The organism is Pseudomonas sp. SDO5532_S415 (assembly GCF_054071155.1).
Genome location: NZ_JBSVWS010000052.1, coordinates 15,429 through 31,101, shown reverse-complemented (window position 1 = coordinate 31,101; position 15,673 = coordinate 15,429). Strand labels below are relative to the sequence as shown.

At 59.4% G+C, this 15,673-nt stretch carries 14 protein-coding genes and 1 pseudogene; 4 read left to right on the top strand and 11 right to left on the bottom strand.

Features of this window, described 5'->3' with window-relative positions; genetic code table 11:
• Positions 1-222 precede the first annotated feature (222 nt).
• Genes ACW9HW_RS14325 through ACW9HW_RS14305 form a run of 5 tightly spaced genes read right to left on the bottom strand, consistent with a single transcriptional unit; the run spans position 223 to position 5,030 of the window.
• Entirely contained in the window at positions 223-1,236 is a 1,014-nt protein-coding gene (locus ACW9HW_RS14325) for a proline racemase family protein (protein WP_457400430.1), read from the bottom strand.
• Between the two features lie 37 nt (positions 1,237-1,273).
• Entirely contained in the window at positions 1,274-2,062 is a 789-nt protein-coding gene (locus tag ACW9HW_RS14320; protein WP_095196164.1) for an ABC transporter permease, read from the bottom strand.
• Entirely contained in the window at positions 2,059-2,901 is an 843-nt protein-coding gene (locus ACW9HW_RS14315; RefSeq protein ID WP_095196165.1) for an ABC transporter permease, read from the bottom strand. Before ACW9HW_RS14315 ends, ACW9HW_RS14320 begins: the two co-directional genes overlap by 4 nt.
• Positions 2,898-3,965 carry an ABC transporter ATP-binding protein gene (locus tag ACW9HW_RS14310; protein WP_457400429.1) on the bottom strand — a complete coding sequence of 356 codons (1,068 nt, stop codon included), beginning with the start codon at positions 3,963-3,965 and terminating at the stop codon, positions 2,898-2,900. The genes ACW9HW_RS14315 and ACW9HW_RS14310 overlap by 4 nt, the downstream gene beginning before the upstream one ends.
• Positions 3,966-3,980: 15 nt before the next feature.
• On the bottom strand, positions 3,981-5,030 hold the full coding sequence (locus ACW9HW_RS14305; protein WP_095196167.1) for an ABC transporter substrate-binding protein: 1,050 nt from the start codon (positions 5,028-5,030) through the stop codon (positions 3,981-3,983).
• A gap of 117 nt (positions 5,031-5,147) precedes the next feature.
• Between ACW9HW_RS14305 and ACW9HW_RS14300 the strand changes: the two genes are divergently transcribed.
• Together ACW9HW_RS14300 and ACW9HW_RS14295 are read left to right on the top strand one after the other, a co-directional pair.
• Positions 5,148-6,179, top strand: a complete 1,032-nt coding sequence (locus tag ACW9HW_RS14300) for a GlxA family transcriptional regulator (RefSeq protein WP_457400427.1) — start codon at positions 5,148-5,150, stop codon at positions 6,177-6,179.
• Positions 6,180-6,289: 110 nt separating this feature from the next.
• Positions 6,290-7,912 carry a mechanosensitive ion channel family protein gene (locus ACW9HW_RS14295; protein WP_457400426.1) on the top strand — a complete coding sequence of 541 codons (1,623 nt, stop codon included), beginning with the start codon at positions 6,290-6,292 and terminating at the stop codon, positions 7,910-7,912.
• A 21-nt stretch (positions 7,913-7,933) separates the two neighbouring features.
• On the opposite strand, the gene ACW9HW_RS14290 is transcribed toward ACW9HW_RS14295, so the two are convergent.
• Entirely contained in the window at positions 7,934-9,385 is a 1,452-nt protein-coding gene (locus ACW9HW_RS14290; protein WP_095196170.1) for a sensor histidine kinase, read from the bottom strand.
• A gap of 246 nt (positions 9,386-9,631) precedes the next feature.
• Positions 9,632-10,138: a GNAT family N-acetyltransferase gene (locus tag ACW9HW_RS14285; protein WP_095196171.1), complete on the bottom strand. Its 507-nt coding sequence runs from the start codon at positions 10,136-10,138 to the stop codon at positions 9,632-9,634.
• A gap of 59 nt (positions 10,139-10,197) precedes the next feature.
• Here ACW9HW_RS14285 and ACW9HW_RS14280 point away from each other — a divergent pair, with 59 nt between their 5' ends.
• Positions 10,198-10,656, top strand: a complete 459-nt coding sequence (locus ACW9HW_RS14280; RefSeq protein ID WP_095196172.1) for a VOC family protein — start codon at positions 10,198-10,200, stop codon at positions 10,654-10,656.
• Positions 10,657-10,928: 272 nt separating this feature from the next.
• Here ACW9HW_RS14280 and ACW9HW_RS14275 read toward each other — a convergent pair whose 3' ends face one another.
• Both ACW9HW_RS14275 and ACW9HW_RS14270 read right to left on the bottom strand, forming a co-directional pair.
• Positions 10,929-11,282 (bottom strand): hypothetical protein, encoded by a 354-nt coding sequence (locus tag ACW9HW_RS14275; protein ID WP_457400423.1) that lies wholly within the window; start codon positions 11,280-11,282, stop codon positions 10,929-10,931.
• 91 nt (positions 11,283-11,373) lie between these two features.
• Positions 11,374-11,991 (bottom strand): LysE family translocator, encoded by a 618-nt coding sequence (locus ACW9HW_RS14270; RefSeq protein ID WP_457400422.1) that lies wholly within the window; start codon positions 11,989-11,991, stop codon positions 11,374-11,376.
• A gap of 184 nt (positions 11,992-12,175) precedes the next feature.
• Here ACW9HW_RS14270 and ACW9HW_RS14265 point away from each other — a divergent pair, with 184 nt between their 5' ends.
• Positions 12,176-12,628 (top strand): Lrp/AsnC family transcriptional regulator, encoded by a 453-nt coding sequence (locus tag ACW9HW_RS14265; RefSeq protein ID WP_095196175.1) that lies wholly within the window; start codon positions 12,176-12,178, stop codon positions 12,626-12,628.
• A gap of 507 nt (positions 12,629-13,135) precedes the next feature.
• Here ACW9HW_RS14265 and ACW9HW_RS14260 read toward each other — a convergent pair.
• A pseudogene (locus ACW9HW_RS14260) lies at positions 13,136-14,326 on the bottom strand (patatin-like phospholipase family protein); the annotation flags it as partial.
• 263 nt (positions 14,327-14,589) lie between these two features.
• Positions 14,590-15,594 (bottom strand): SLAC1 anion channel family protein, encoded by a 1,005-nt coding sequence (locus ACW9HW_RS14255; protein ID WP_457400420.1) that lies wholly within the window; start codon positions 15,592-15,594, stop codon positions 14,590-14,592.
• Between the last annotated feature and the right edge of the window lie 79 nt (positions 15,595-15,673).

The window sequence follows — 15,673 nt, the reverse complement described above, 5'->3', positions numbered from 1 at the left end:
AGCAACAGGCGGCCTAAATACCGTAACTGGTGTCCGGAAATACTTGACCAGAACAGGCTCGCTCCTACAGGGACCTACGCCAAACCTGTGGGAGCGTGGCATGCTCGCGATGGACGTGAACGATGGCGCGGGCTGTCTGACTGACCGCGTCGTCTGGACGTTTTTCGCGAGCAGGCTCGCTCCCACAGGGCAGTGTTACGGTTCTGGCGTGGGAGGAGGGTGTCAGTTGACGACGAAGCCAGCTCCGACCGGGTCGTTGCGCTCGATCACCCAGCGCGAGGTGCCCAGGATGCTGGCCGTGCCCTTGACGGTCGGCCGCACTGCGCGGGTGCCGTTGAGGTCGACTTCGCCCAGCAGGCAGCCTTCGAAGGTGCCGCTGCCCAACAGGCCTTCGGACAGAATGGGTTGGTTCAGGCCCAGTTTTCCCCGGGCTTCGAACATGGCCATCATCGCGCTGGTGCCCGTGCCACCGGGGGAGCGGTCGAGCTGGCCGGCGCTGAAGACGTGGACGTTTTTGTAGAACGCGCCTTCGATGGTCGCCGGGTGCCAGAAGGTGATGAAGTTGAGGTCGTTGATATGGGCCTCGGTGGGGTGCTGGATCTTCAGTTGTTTGTTGATCTGGTCACGGGCCAGCAGGCCAAGGCGCGACAGTTCGCTGCCGTTGTCCGGGCTGATGCGCAAGTCGCAGTGGGTCAGGTCGACGATGCCGAAGTAGTTGCCGCCCCAGACCAGGTCCGCCTTGAGGTCGCCATAGCCCGGCAGATGGATCGGGATGTCCTGGGCGGCAACGTAGGCCGGTACGTTTTCGAAGCGGGTCCAGAGCACGGTGTCACCTTCCGACGCCACCTCGGCCACGACCAGGCCGGCGGTGGTTTCAAAGCGGATTTTGGTGATGCCGTTTTCACCGCGCGGCACCAGGCCGAGGGCGACCATGGCCATGCTCACGGCGATCGTGCCGTGGCCGCACATGTGAGAGTACACGCTGCCGTCCATGTAGATCAGCCCGGCGTCGAACTCACTGCTCGAAGGCGGGGTGAGGAAAACCCCGAACATGTCCTTGTGCCCGCGCGGCTCCTGCATCAACGCCTTGCGCAGCCAGTCATAGTTCTGCTCGAGAAACTTACGCTTGGCCAGGATGCTGGAGCCGGCGGGGTAGGGAATGCCGCTGTGGACGATGCACAGTGGTTCGCCTTCGGTATGGGTGTAGATGACATCGAACGTGTCTTGCATGCGCATGACGGAACTCCTGGCTTACGGGATGTATGAGAGAGGGTTATTTGCGTTCTGACAAAAGGTCGAGACCGATGCACAGGTCCAGAATGATCACGGCGACAACGACGACGATGATGGTGGCCCCGGAGGCGGCGGCAATGGTCGGGTCGACGGTGTACTGCACGTAGTTGAAGAGCTTGACCGGTATGGTGTTGAGGTCCGGCGTGGTGTTGAAGATCGACAGCTCCACGTTGATCCATGACGAGATGAAGGCAAAGATCGACCCGGTCACGAGCCCCGGCCGGATCTGTGGCAGCACCACTAGGAAGAACGTGGCCCAGGGTGTGCCGCCCAGATCGCTCGACGCTTCTTCCAGGGCGCGTTGCTCGGGCGTCAGCATCGACAGCACCGAACGCAGGACGAAAGGCGAGATGATGATGGTGTGGCCGATCAGCAACGCCAGGAAGCTGCGGGTCAATCCGAAGTAGCCGCCAAACTGCAAGAGCGCCGCGCCGAGCACGATGTGCGGAAACACCAGTGGTGAAGTCAGGGCGGCGAGGATCGTGCCTTTGCCGGGGAAGTCGTAGCGGGCCATCGCCAGGGCCGCCGGCACGCTGAGCAGCACCGCGACAAAGGTGGCGACCAGGGCCAGCACGGTGCTGGTGGCAAAGGACGCGACATAGCTTGGGTCGCTGAGCATTTTGGCGTACCAGTCCAGCGTCCAGCCCTGGGGCGGGAATGCCAGGAAAGAGGTGGCGGTCACGGAGACGCCAAGAATGACGACCAGGGGCAGCAGCAGGTAGCCCAGCACGGCCCAGGCCACCAGCCTGACCAACAGTTGAGTGATCATGGGTTGTTCCCCCGGATATTCCCGACACGCCCGGCAAGCCCGACCATTACCAGGGTAAAGATCAGCAGCACGACGCTCAGCGCCCCGCCATAGTTGAAGTCGAAGACCGAACTGTATTGCTGGAAGATCAGCATCGAGAGCACGGAAATCCGTCCTCCGGAGAGCAGCGCCGGGGTGACGTAGGCGCTTGCCGCCAGTGTGAACACCATGATCGAACCGGAAATGATGCCGGGCATGGTCAGCGGCAGCACCACATGGAAAAACGTGGCGCGAGGGCTGGCACCCAGGTCACCGGATGCCTGTTCGTAGGCCGGGTCGACTTGGGCCAGGGCATTGCCGGCCGCGAGCACAATGAACGGCAGCAGGATATACACCATGCCGATCAGGATCCCGAGTTCGGTGCCCAGGAAACGTACCGGCGTATCGATCAGGCCGGTCTCCAGCAGGCTCTGGTTGACCAGGCCCTTGCGGCCCAGCAGGACCATCCAGCCGAAAGAGCGGACGATGTTGCTGGTGAACATCGGCACGACCAACAGGATGACGCAGGCTCGGCGCCAGGCACGCCATTTCACGACGCGCACCAGATACCAGGCCAGCGGATAACCGAGCAGCAATGAGATCAGGGTGGTCAGCGCGGCGATTCGGAACGTCACCAGAATCACATCCCAGTGGTACTGGTCACCCAGCACCCGGATGTAGTGATCCAGGGTGAAGGTTTGATCCGCGCTCTGGGTCAGGCTGGCGAAGATCACCACCGCGAAAGGCGCGAGAAAGAACGCCGTGAAGAAGGCCAGGGCGGCGAACAGCATCAACCACGGAGCGAGCGCCGTGCGTTTCATACCGGCTCTCCGATCAGGTGCAAATGCTCGGGATGGAAGCCCAGGCGCACGGCGCTGCCGGCGATCAGGTCGGCCCGGGGCAAGCCCATGGTGCGCGCCACGATGGGCTGCCCGTCGATCATGGAGTGGACCAGGGTGTGGCTGCCGACACTGACGACATCGGTCACAGTGCCGCGGATTTCATGGCAACCGGTAATTTCCGGAGCTGATGCATCAAGCACCTGCACATGCTCGGGGCGCAGCACGGCCACTCCGCGCGGCAACAGGTTTTTTTCAATGCGTGAGATCGGTTCATGCCGGATCGCCAGGCGAATTTCGCCGTTATCGTTGGCCTGATAGCCGATCAGGTTGGCCTCGCCGATGAAGTCCGCGACGAAACGCGAAGCGGGTTTACTGTAAATCTCGCTGCTGGTCCCGATCTGTTCGATGCGTCCGGCATTCATCACCACGATGCGGTCGGCGATGGTCATCGCCTCTTCCTGATCGTGGGTGACGAAGATGAATGCAATGCCCAGCTTGGCCTGCAGATGCTTGAGTTCAAGCTGCATGCGCTTGCGCAATTTCATGTCCAGCGCCGAGAGCGGCTCGTCGAGCAGCAGCAGTTTCGGTTGGTTGACGATGGCGCGAGCCAGGGCCACGCGCTGCTGCTGTCCACCGGACATGCCGCGCGGATAACGGTCTTCCAGGGCTTCGAGGCCGACCATCGCCAAGGCTTCTCGGGCCTTGAGCCGTGCTTCGGTGCGATTGACACCCTGGCGTCGCGGTCCGTAGGCGACGTTTTCCAGGACGGTCATGTGCGGAAACAGCGCGTAGTTCTGGAACACGGTATTGAGGGGCCGACGGTAAGGCGGCAAACGACTCACATCCTGGCCGTCGATGGCGATGGTGCCGGAATCGGGCTGCATGAAACCGGCGATCGAACGCAGCAAAGTGGTCTTGCCACAACCGCTGGGGCCGAGCAGCACGATGAATTCGCCCTGCTCGATGTCCAGGTGAATGTTGTCCAGCGCCTGGAACGGCCCGAAGTTTTTACAGACGCTGTCGATGCTCAACAAAACTGACATTGCAGACCTCTTGAGCTAGTTGGCGGTGACTTTGCGGTTCCAGTCGTTGGTAACGCTGGCGCGTTGCGCGTTGATCTGGCTCCAGTCGAACAGCCGCAGACTCTCGATCGAACCGCCCACGCCCCATGGCAGCTTGCGGGCCACGTCTTGCGCCACCTCGACATCCTTGACCGCCGGGCCCAGGTACAGCTTGCCGGCCAGGCAGGATGCGGCTTCCCTGGTCAGCGCGGTGTTGATGAACTGCTCGCCGGCCTTGCTGTTTTTCGCCCCCTTGATCAGGTGCAGGCGTGCATCGGTGGCCCAGGCGCCTTCCTTGGGAATGGTGAAACCAATGGGGGCGCCCTTGTCGATCAGGTCCCAGGCACCCACGTTGAAATGCGCGCCAATGATCGCTTCGCCACTCTGAAAGGCATTGGTCGCGGCACCCGAACTATCGAAGAACAGTGCGGTGTCCAGCGCGCCCAGCTTGGTGTAGACCTGCTCCAGGTTGGCCCGGTCGATACCCCAGACGTCCGCCATGAAAAACACGAACGGCACCCCGGAAGAGTTGGCGGGCGAGGGCAGGGCGATGGCGCCGGCATATTCAGGCTTCCACAGATCTTTCCAGCTGGCGGGCGCCTCTTTGATTTCCTTGGTGTTGTAGGTCAGGCCAAGGGAGTAGAAGCCGCTGCTGACGGCGAAAGTGTGGCCATCTTTGGTGTATACGGCTTTTTCCTGCACGTTCTTGAGGTTCGTAATGGCTGCGGGATCAAGATCGGCGACGACGCCGGCGGCATAGGCCATTTCACTGATGCCTCCGTCCATCCAGGCCACATCAATGGTCGGGCTGGACTTCTGTTGCTGGAGTTTGGCCAGGGTGGTGGTCGAGGTGCCGACCTCCGGTGCAACGGCGATGCCGGTTGCTTTCGTGAAAGGTTCTGCAACACATTTGAGGAAGGCTTCACCCCAGTTACCGCCATACAACGCAACGGTCAGCTTTTGCTGTTCAGCCAGGGCGGCCTGTGAGGATATGCAGCCGGTAACTAAAAGAGCGACGGTGATTTTCTTACCTGTCTTCAGTTTCATCGTGTGTCCTCTGGGGCGTTGTTGGACTTTTTCCCCTTGCCTGCATCTTGCTCGTATCGTTGAGGCGAGCGCTTGCACTTCAGGGTCTTAAAGTTGAATAGTTAGGTCATGCCAAAAATGACTCAGATACACCGCGAATGCCATCTGCCTGACTCCCCCGGACTCGGGGCGGGAAACCGTCCGCAGCTGTCAGTGGGGCTGGTCCTGCTGGATCAATTCACGCTGGCGGCGTTTTCCGGTTTTATCGATGTGTTGCGCTTGTCCGCCGACCTGGGGGGTGGCAGCCGGCAGATCCATACGGCGTGGCGTGTGATGAGCGTCGACGGTTTGCCGCGAACCTCCAGCGCCGGGATCGCCCTGGAGGTGTCCGGAGGCCTGGCGCAAGACCTGGACGCGTTCGATTACGTGGCCATCTGCGGTGGCAACGACTATCTCAACACCCATCTGCCGGCCCATTTTCGCGACTGGCTGCAGCGCGTAGCGAAGAGTCGCACGCGGTTGCTGGGCATCTGCACCGGCACGTTCGCCCTGGCGCAGGCGGGTGTGGTCGGTAGTCGGTCGGTGTGCGTGCACTGGAATGTGCTGGATGCGTTTCGGGCGCGTTTTCCCAAGACCCCGGCGGCGGTGGATCACCTGTTCATCGATGAGGGCGATCTGATCACCTGCGCCGGCTCGACGGCAGCCATCGACCTGGGGTTGTACCTGGTGGCCCGGCATTGCGGACGGGAAAAAGCCCAGCAGGCGGTGCGGCACATGATGCTGCAGGGTATTCGCCAGGGACGTCAGCCCCAGGCGCACTTCTACGCCAACCTGGCAGACATCAAGGATGAGCGCGTGCGGCAGGCCGCCCATTATATCGAGCAGCGCATGGACAGCCTGCCGACCCTGGATGCCATCGCGCGTTATGTCGGGCTCGGGCGGCGCCAGCTGACACGGGCATTCCAGCAGTCGCTGGGGCTTTCACCCATGGAATTCCAGCGCTCGCTGCGGGTCGAGTACGGCGGCTGGCTGCTGGTGAACAGCCACAGCAGCATCACCCAGATCGCCATGGACTGTGGCTTCTCCGACGGCGCTCATTTCTCCCGCGAGTTTCGCGCCCGGTTTGGCGTATGTCCGCGGGAGTACCAGCGCCTGGAGCGGGCAGAGTGATTGCGTGCCCATCACCCTTTATCCAGTAACGGCCATCTGACAACCTTGCATCGCTGGACTACGCTGCGTTCTGAACCCTGTCCCCAACCTGTGGCGTAAGGAACTGACACATGCGGAGCAGCAGGTTGCCTGCCTTGTTGATGGTCGTTTTCGGAGTGTTCTGGTCAATGCAGCTATGGGCCGGGGACGCCGTGGAGTCGGCGCAAGATGCCGTCGAATTGAAAGTGGCCAATCGCAGCATCATGGTGTTCCGCGCCACGGTCCTGGGCGAAACACCGGCTTCGCGGGTCAAGCGGGCCAAAGCAGTGATCGGTGAAGCCCTGGATGAGTCTGACGAGCCTGTCGTCACCCTTGACCCGATCCACGACAGTTATCTGGTGCTGTTGGGCACCCGGCGTGCCTTTATCGTGGCGCCCCAGGATGTCGACAGCCTTGCCTACGCCTCTGTCCAGCAGGCCGCGGAGGGCGCGGCGCAAAAGCTGCGTCAGGTGGTGGCTGAAACCCGGGAAGCGCGCAACCTGCAATTGATTCTTCGCTCGCTCGGTACGGCGGCCATCGCCACGGCTGTGTATTGTGCGCTGCTCTGGGGCGTGGCGTATCTGCGACGCCGATTGCTCAAGCGGCTGCCCGAGTTGATGGATCGCCACACCCGGGCGTTGAAAGTGGGGCGGGTCCAGGTCATTGAAGCCAACTACCTCTACCCCTTGGTCATCCGCTTGTTCTGGCTGCTGCGCTGGCTGGTCTTGCTGCTGCTCACCTATGAATGGCTGGGATTCGTCCTGTCGCGGTTTCCCTACACCCGGCCCTGGGGGGAAAGCCTCAACAATTACCTGTTCGAGGTGGCCAGCTACTTGTTTCAGGCCATCGTCGGCGCCATCCCCGGGCTGGGTGTGGCCGTGGCGATTTTCTTCATCGCCCGTGGTGCGACGGCGTTCAGTCGGCGTGTGCTCAGGCGCATGGCGACACCGGGCACCTTCAGCTGGCTGAACATTGAAACGCTGCAGCCTACCCAGCGCCTGACGTCGCTGGCGATCTGGCTGTTTGCGCTGGCCATGGCGTATCCGTATCTGCCCGGTGCGGGCACCGATGCCTTCAAAGGCTTGTCCGTGTTGATCGGCCTGATGATTTCGCTGGGGGCCACCAGCGTGGTAGGGCAGGCAGCCGCCGGGTTGATCCTGACGTACACCCGAACCTTGCGCCCCGGTGAGTTCGTGCGCATCGGCGAATACGAAGGCACGGTGACTGAACTGGGCATGTTCACCACCAGCATCCGCACCGGCCTGGGGGAAGTGCTGACCTTGCCCAATTCGATGATCACCGGCACGGTGACCAAGAACTATTCCCGCACGGTGCAAGGCCCGGGCTATGTGGTGGATACGGTGGTGACCATCGGCTACGACACGCCGTGGCGTCAGGTCGAGGCCATGTTGCTGGAAGCCGCCAGGCGTACACCGGGCGTGCTCGAAGATCCACCGGCGCAAGTGTTCCAGACCGCACTGTCGGATTTTTATCCCGAGTATCGCCTGGTGGCGCAGGCCATCCCCAGCCAACCCCGGCCCCGCGCCGTGCTGCTGAGCATGCTGCACGCCAATATCCAGGACGTCTTCAACGAATACGGCGTGCAGATCATGTCGCCGCACTACCTGGGCGATCCCGAAGAAGAAAAGCGCGTGCCCAGGGACCAATGGTTCACGGCACCGGCCCAGGCACCCGGGGAGGTGCGACAGCGTTGAAACGCGGAATGTTCTGCAAGGTCAGTGCAATGCGCCGGCTCTTCTATCCAGGACCCTGAAACTCAATTGCACTGCCGCACCCTGTTGTTCATGGTTTGTCAGGCTCGCTTCTCCGCCAAAGCTTTGCATGATCTGCTTCACCATGGTCAGCCCTATACCCAGCCGGCCTTGCCGGGTGGTGTAGAAGGATTTGAATGCCATCATTTCTTGTTGCCGTGACGTTCCATCCCCGGTGTCCGCAATGGTGAGATGCAACCATTGATGGGCTTGGTCCACGTTGGCCTGGAAGGTTAACCGGCCGCCTGCCGGCATCGCCTCTATGGCATTGGCAACGACACTCTTGAGAATCTGCGAAAGCAACAGCGGATTACTGATGATCCTTGGCGTCGGTTCATTGTTGAACTCGACCTGGATTCTTGATTGAGCCAGCTGCTGGCTGAAGCCGTTGAGTGTGGCCTGCACCATTGCCATCGGCTCCACCAGTTCGACCTCGCCACGGATCGGGCTCAAACACAGCAGTAACTCATGCACCCACCGCGACATCCGATCCACCTGACTGACGATATCGTCGATGTTCTTCCGCGCGGGTTGGCCGTCCATGTCTCTGGCCAACTCTGCGCTTGAGCGAATGCAGGCCAGGGGGTTGCGAAGGCTATGGGCAACCGCCGTGGACATTTCGACCAGGCCACCGTAGGTCTTGTTGGCAACAACCTGATCCTCTTGCAAGGCCAGCACAATTGATGCGCGTCGGGCTATCCAATAAACCCCGAAGTAAAACAGCAGGCCGCCCATCGTCGACAGCCAGATGATCCAGTGTCCGCGATTGAGGCTTGCAATCAGGTCGAGCGGCTCCCGGTAAATTTCAACCACCGCCTGGATGTTCCCGCCGTCATCCACAATCGGGATGTAACTCTCGACGAAGAACATTTTGGGGGCGCGAAAAAATTTCTGCTCCTTGCGGTCCTTATCCACCTCGTTGTATTTGGTTGAAACCCGATCCTTGGCGTTGAATGCCTCTTCAAGCTCGTCATTCAAAATGTGCTTTCCCACCAGTTGCGGGTTGGTCGACCAGACCACCGTCCGCAGGGGAGAGTAGATAGAGATCAGGAGCGAATCCGGGAGGCGTGAAAGGTAATCCAGGAACTCGGATCTGACACGCTGTCCGTTTTTTGACAGCGCCTCATCTTGTGCGTGTTGCACAGGCGCTGCGATCTGCAGGCCGGCCAGTCCGTGATGGCGTATCTCGCCTTTGGCGATGGTCTGGATGAATTGCGCGGACATCAGCGCATCGCGTTCGAGACTTTCGGTGACCAGGAACCGCGTTGACACGGAGCCGAGCCCAAAAGCAATCACGCCAATGAGCAGGAAACTGACCACCGAAAACCAGCGCATGAGATTGAATTGCCGGGTGGGTGCAATCGAGTCAGCCGTTCTTCGGCGCAAGCGTCGGAACAATGCGGCAGTGGCGTGCATAGGGATTGCCCCAGGTGTGCTGCTGATCTTGTTGTCGCAGCTTCAACCGCTCAATGGTGCGTGGATGAACAAATAGCATTCTCTATGCCAAGGGTTTGACGACGATCCGGGTTGTGGCCGATAGACCGGGTGCTTGAGCGATGCAGGGCAATTTCATGGCCTATCCGCAAGCACAGCAGGCAGTTGCAGGAAACGGGTAGCAAGACCCATTTGTGGGGAATTGGGGTGTCGGCTCGTTTGCCTGGTTTACTCGCTGGCGTCAAAAGCCTCGTGGTACTTGACGATGCCGACGGGAAGCTCACTCGCAAAGGCAGTCGCCTGAAAGTACTCGGCTGGAACACCGGGCAGCTCAAGGCCCGGATGAGCCTTGAATCCGAAACGACCATAGTAGCCAGGTTCGCCCAGCACGACGCAGCCCGCAGCGCCAAGGCGTTGCAAGTCGGTCAATGCGGCGTTCATCAACATCGAGCCGATGCCCCGGCCCTGATGCTCCGGCCACACCGAGATCGGCCCGAGGCCGTACCACCCGGTTGCGCCAGACGAAAGGGTGACGGGGGAAATCGCCACATGGCCGACGATTGCGGCGTTTTCCAGCGCGACTGAAGAGACGCTCAGTTGATTGGCGCGTCGCAGCGCATCGACGATGAAGTGTTCAGTGTGACTTGAATGTTCTGCGTTTTCGAACGCCGCTTTGGTCAGTCGCGCGATGGTGTCGATGTCGGCGGGTTTTTCATGGCGGATCGTGATGGTCATGTTGATTTTTCTTGAGGGGGCGTGGTTACCATGGTCGCCGTTTCGGCAGGAGGCATGCAATGGAGCTGAAGTTCAGTCACGTAGATGTACTGGTGAAAAACCTCGACGAAGCTTGTGCGTACTACGCGCAGATCCTGAAAGCCAGGATCTCTAAAACACTTGTGTGGGAGCGCGGTGGCCTGCACGTACGCTACGCGATTGCGCTGGTCGGTCAAGAGCGTTTCATGTTGGTACAACCGTTGGCGGGGAACCTGAAGGAACTGATGGACAGCGCGGGCGAGGGCATGATTTACCGTCACTGCTACTCGACACCGGACATCGAGAAGGCCTATGACGAATTGATACTCGCCGGTGTTCAGCCTGAGGACGAAAACGGCAAGCCATTAGCCCGCGCGAACCTGCAATCCCCGTCCGGGGCACGTATCATTTGGTTGCCCAAACGCTTCGGGCACTTTTCTATCGAGATCCTGGAAGACAAGGCGCTGGAGGCGTTTGTCGAGGCTGCGTTCTCCTTGTAGGAGCAAAGCTTGCTCGCGATGGCGGCAGCCAAAAAACCGTGGGAGCGGCGGTGCGACGATTCGACTTGCCCACGAAGAGGCCGGCACATTCCTCATCGATGTCGACTGACCTGACGCCTTCGCGGGCAAGCCGCGCTCCCACAGGGTTTGTGTCGTTCACGCAAAATGCAATCTGCACAAAAGCTGTGGGAGCGGGCCACGAAGAGGCCGGCACATTCCTCATCGATGTCGACTGACCGGACACCTCTTAAGGGCGATATGACTTCCTCTGCTCAGGGAGCATCATTTTCACATTCAGCCAGCGGAAGTATCTGCGTTTCCCCGTTAACTTCTTGTACACACAGAGGTTCGGGGGCCATCTCCTCAAGCGTCGGCTGCTTTTTCGCTTCTGCCTGTTCAAGCAAGGCAAGCGTTTCGGCGGGGTCTGGCAAACACTCCTGAACCGTGGTCTTGGTGCCTGCTTTTTCCACGGTAGTCACACGGCTGTATTTGCAGTTCAGCTTTACTTCTTGTTCCTGACTTGCGTTGCAGCCCGCGGCAGCTGCGCAGGCAAGCACCAGCATCAATTTCACATTGTTCACGAGCGTGCCCTTGGTGGTGAAGTTCAGGTTACTTTCAATGCTCAATTGGGTGCAGGCAGTGAACTGCTTGAGCCGGTATCTTGCATTGACCTTAGCCGCAAAACCGGAAATCCGCGGGCTTTGTGGTTACGGAGGATTAACCACACAGCTGCTCGATCAACAGCACCAGCGCAATGATGATCATGATGGCTCCCGAGAAACGGCTGACCCGTCGAGCGGCACCAGGGCGTGCCCGAAGCACGGCTTGCGAACCGAATCCGACCAGCAGGTAGATCACGCCGCAGCTGAACGTGTGGACCAGGCCGAGCGCAATCATCTGCATCGGTACAGGCCAGGGCGCTGTAGCGTCGGCAAATTGAGGCAAGAGCGCCAGGAACAGCAGGAACACTTTGGGATTGAGCCCGCTGACGCAAAGCCCCCTGAACGCCCAGCGCACCCATGAACCGGACACCTGGATTTCATCCGCACGAGGGGTGGAAGGGCGCGCAAGCATATTGGCGCCCAGCCAAAGCAGATAGCCCGCGCCGGCCACGGTGAGTACCGACATGATTACCGGATGGCCGGCGATCAGTGTACCCACACCGCCGGCAACCACCATCGTGGCCAGCAAATGTCCGGATAACAATCCGCCCACGGCAGGCACCACGACTCGATGCTTCAAGCCCGCCGATATGGCGTACGCCCAATCGGCCCCGGGCGTGATGACAAACAGAATCGACACCCCCCAGAACGCAGTAAAAACACTGAGGGTCATGGCGCCACCTGTGTCAGCCGTTCACAAAACGCTTTATTCATCATCCGCCTCGAAAGCCAGGACCTTCGTCCTCTTGTTGAAGGACGTCCGGTCGTTAATGGTGAGGGGAAGATTAATGAAAAAAGGTTAGAATTTACTTTTAAAGATAATCGTTGCTTGGTCAAAAATAGGGAGATATTTCTACTTGGACAGGACTGATCGAAAGATTCTTGCTGAACTGCAAAAGGATGGCCGTCTTTCGGTGACCGAGCTTGCCGAGCGCGTAGGCTTGAGCCTCTCGCCGTGCCATCGGCGCGTACGCGCACTGGAAGAAGCCGGCGTATTGCTGGGCTATCGCGCGCTACTCGATCCCGGTGCATTGGGCCTGAACTTTTCCGCCATGGTATTTGCCACGCTTCGTGAAGGTGACCGGCAAGCTGTCGAGGCGTTCGAAACGGCGCTCATTGATATCCCGCAAGTGGTCGATGCCCAGCGGTTGTTCGGGGAGCCGGATTACCTGTTGCACGTCGTTGCCCAGGATCTGCCTGCGTTTCAACGACTCTATGATGAGCGTTTATCGACACTGCCTAACGTGCAGCGGCTGACCTCAACCCTGGTGATGAAACGGGTCATACAGGACAGGCCGCTTCCTTTGTGACAGGTGTGGGCGGGAGCGAGCTCCCTCGCCAAAGATCTTTGGTTTTTGGCCGATTTGTGCACTTCGCGAAAAACAAAGGCCTGGCCCACCCATAAACGAAGGAGCTATTGAGCTTCGTTGTGGTCGATTCAAATAGCGAGGCAAGAATAGTGCGCAACAGTGCCATCGCATCGCGCTCCTTCAGACAGAGAGGTGAATACCTTGAACAACATCATCTACATCATTGGGTTGGTCGTGGTCATTGCAGTTGTCCTGTCATTCCTCGGATTTGCATAGTCGCAGGCGTGCTTCCCTGGCTGGTTGCGTTGATCTGACCGGCACCCTTGTCTATCCGAACTTCAGAAGGGGCGAGCGAGCCGCCCGCCCTTGGCCACGTTGCTCGGCAAGCGGGTGACCTCAGGGTGCGGCCTCTTTGAGATTTGCTATCTGGATGTGCGCATTTGGCAGGGGACTCCACCGGTCGATGCAACAGACTGGCTCAATCGTTCAGCGGGTGTTTGGTCGTTGAGTGTTTTCCGAGGGCGGCGATTTATGCCACGGATAACCCTTCGCGCTGAGTTGAAAGGCGTAATCGAATAAACGCTTCATGTACTCGCCATCGAATTTGCGACTGTGCGCACAGGAAAAGTCGGAGCCAATGTACGCAAGATTGAAATCCGCTCCATCCTGCTGCGCCATGCGGTAGATTCGCTCCAGGTCGCTGATTCCCTGGGTTTGAATCAAAGCACTGATGGCTCGACCGCCGATGCTCAATGTACGGCGCTTGGTCCCCGACCACTGCGGCTCCAGTGTTCCATTACGAATGACATAGAAATGACGTTCGAGTCGCAAAGGTGCGCCGGTGGCTTTGCTCAGCGCAATCACAGTGCTGGGCGGATAAAGAAATACTTGAGTGATGACCCCGCCGTCCACGTGCATTTCCTGGAACTGTTCGCCGTCAACGTCCACATCGATCATGACGGGTGAGACAGCCCCGGGAATACTCATGGACGCGAGCATGATGTTGCGAAAGAGGTCGAGCGCGCCCGGTGCTTTGCTGGCGGCAATGGCGCCCATGTTCCAGGTGACTGGCCGCCCTGAATCAAGGTCAGTGGTGCCGATCAGCAGAATTCGTCCTTTGGCGTATTGCGCGGCAATCGCCGCAAGAATCTGCGCAGTGACGTATTTTGCGATGAGTCGCGACAGCGGCTTGCTGTCCGCTATACCGTCGCTGGCAAGACGGGTCAGCACGCTTCGCGAATGGAAAATGTCTTTGGGTCCGATTGCGTTGGAGACATACCGAATCACGCCGTCGTACTCCGACCCCAGGTACGCGAAAGGGGCGACCAGGGCGCCCGCGCTGATGCCCGTGACGACCTTGAACAGGGGGCGAGTCCCATGGGTGGTCCACCCGGCTATGAGTCCCGCTGCAAATGCGCCGGCATCGCCGCCGCCCGAGATTGCCAGCATGCTTGCCAGCGGCAGGATATCGTTCGGCATCCCGGCCCTGGCAAGCACCTCGCTCTCACGTTTGTTGGACAGAACCGCATCCTGAATGAACGGAGTCAGGTCGTGATCCAGCCTGTAGCGAGCATCGGGAATGCCTGGAATGACGGCTTTTTCCGTCAAGGTTGGCGGAACAGCGTCACGGCGCGGCAGCCACGCTTGAAGCAACATGTCCAGGGTTGAGGCGCCAGGTCTGAGCGGGAATGATTTCAAAACGCCTCCTCCGGCCCCTGCAGTCGACGGCAGGCGCGCTCATCGTCCGCGAGAAAGCCTTACCCATGGTGCCCGGGATGACTCACGCCAGCCAATTGCGACGCGTCAATTCGAACGCCAGGCAGCTCATTCTGCGCTCCTTTACAGGATAAAAAAACGTATGGGTCGCGTTCCAGGTACCAGACGAAAACTGGCCATCCGACAAGACCTTTAATGGCAAAAAAAAGCGAGCCGATAAAGGCTCGCCAAAGGGAGGTAAAAGGTCAACCCGCCAACAGCCTTCCGCTGAACAGGCTGGTCAAGGTTTTCACCAATAACACGGTCAGCGCCACCGTGAGGAACAGCAGGATCGCCGCAGCGATGACCATCAGCAGCGTATTGTCCTGGTGAGCGTATGCGTATTTCAGCGCCGCATTGCTCAGGGCCGCGATAGGGAAGCTGATTGCCCACCACGATGGGGCAAAAGGCACATCGCGACGGAACACTTTGAAGCTCAAAACCACGAACAGGAACAGGCCGAAGTAGAACAACACACTGGCAAACTGGTCGATTTCACCGAACACATTGGTGTATGCCAGGAAACCGACTTCAAACGGTGCAATCAAGACCATCAACGAAGGCACCATGCCTTTGGCCATGGCGGGTTGATGCACCAATCTCGAAAAAATCTGCGAGAAGAAAACCAGCGCCACTACCGCACCCACGGCGAGGGCAAACAGGTTGAACTCAGCGGCCCAGGCCATGGGCATATGCGCGCCTGTGACGGCGATATCGAGGGTGGCGACTCCTGGAATCAACCAGGCGGGTACGGCATTCATTGGATCCTGACTGCCGGAGAAAAGGCGGAAAACAACCAGGCCGGCGAGTAATACAGTCAATGCGCTACCCAGTATCCACAATGCCTGTCCGAGCACCGGGTGGTGGGGCGTTGCCACCGCCGAAAGCAACAGCAGAGCAATAGTGACGGTGCCGAAGAAGTTGCTGATGATCGGGTGGTTGAAATCCGCCCGGACCGCTTCAGGATGTTTTACCCACTTGGTCAGGTAACCCAGGGTCAGCAGCACGAATATCAGTCCGGCCAGTGCGCCAATCGCTTCACCCAACATGCCGCCGATGCCGTAATACTGATCACTCAAGCGCCAGGCCAGACCAAGCCCGGCCAAGCCCATGACCGAACCAAACAAATTGATGGGCAGGTTTTTGATGGAGGTCGTGCAGGCAGGTACCGATTGAACTGCAGCGACGGTGGGGGGATATGCAGTGTTCATGACGGGCTCCCGTTTGACTGAATTTGCTGTCGGGGCTATTTTCAGCCCAACAGCCAATGGCTGATATAGTCTTGTGGCG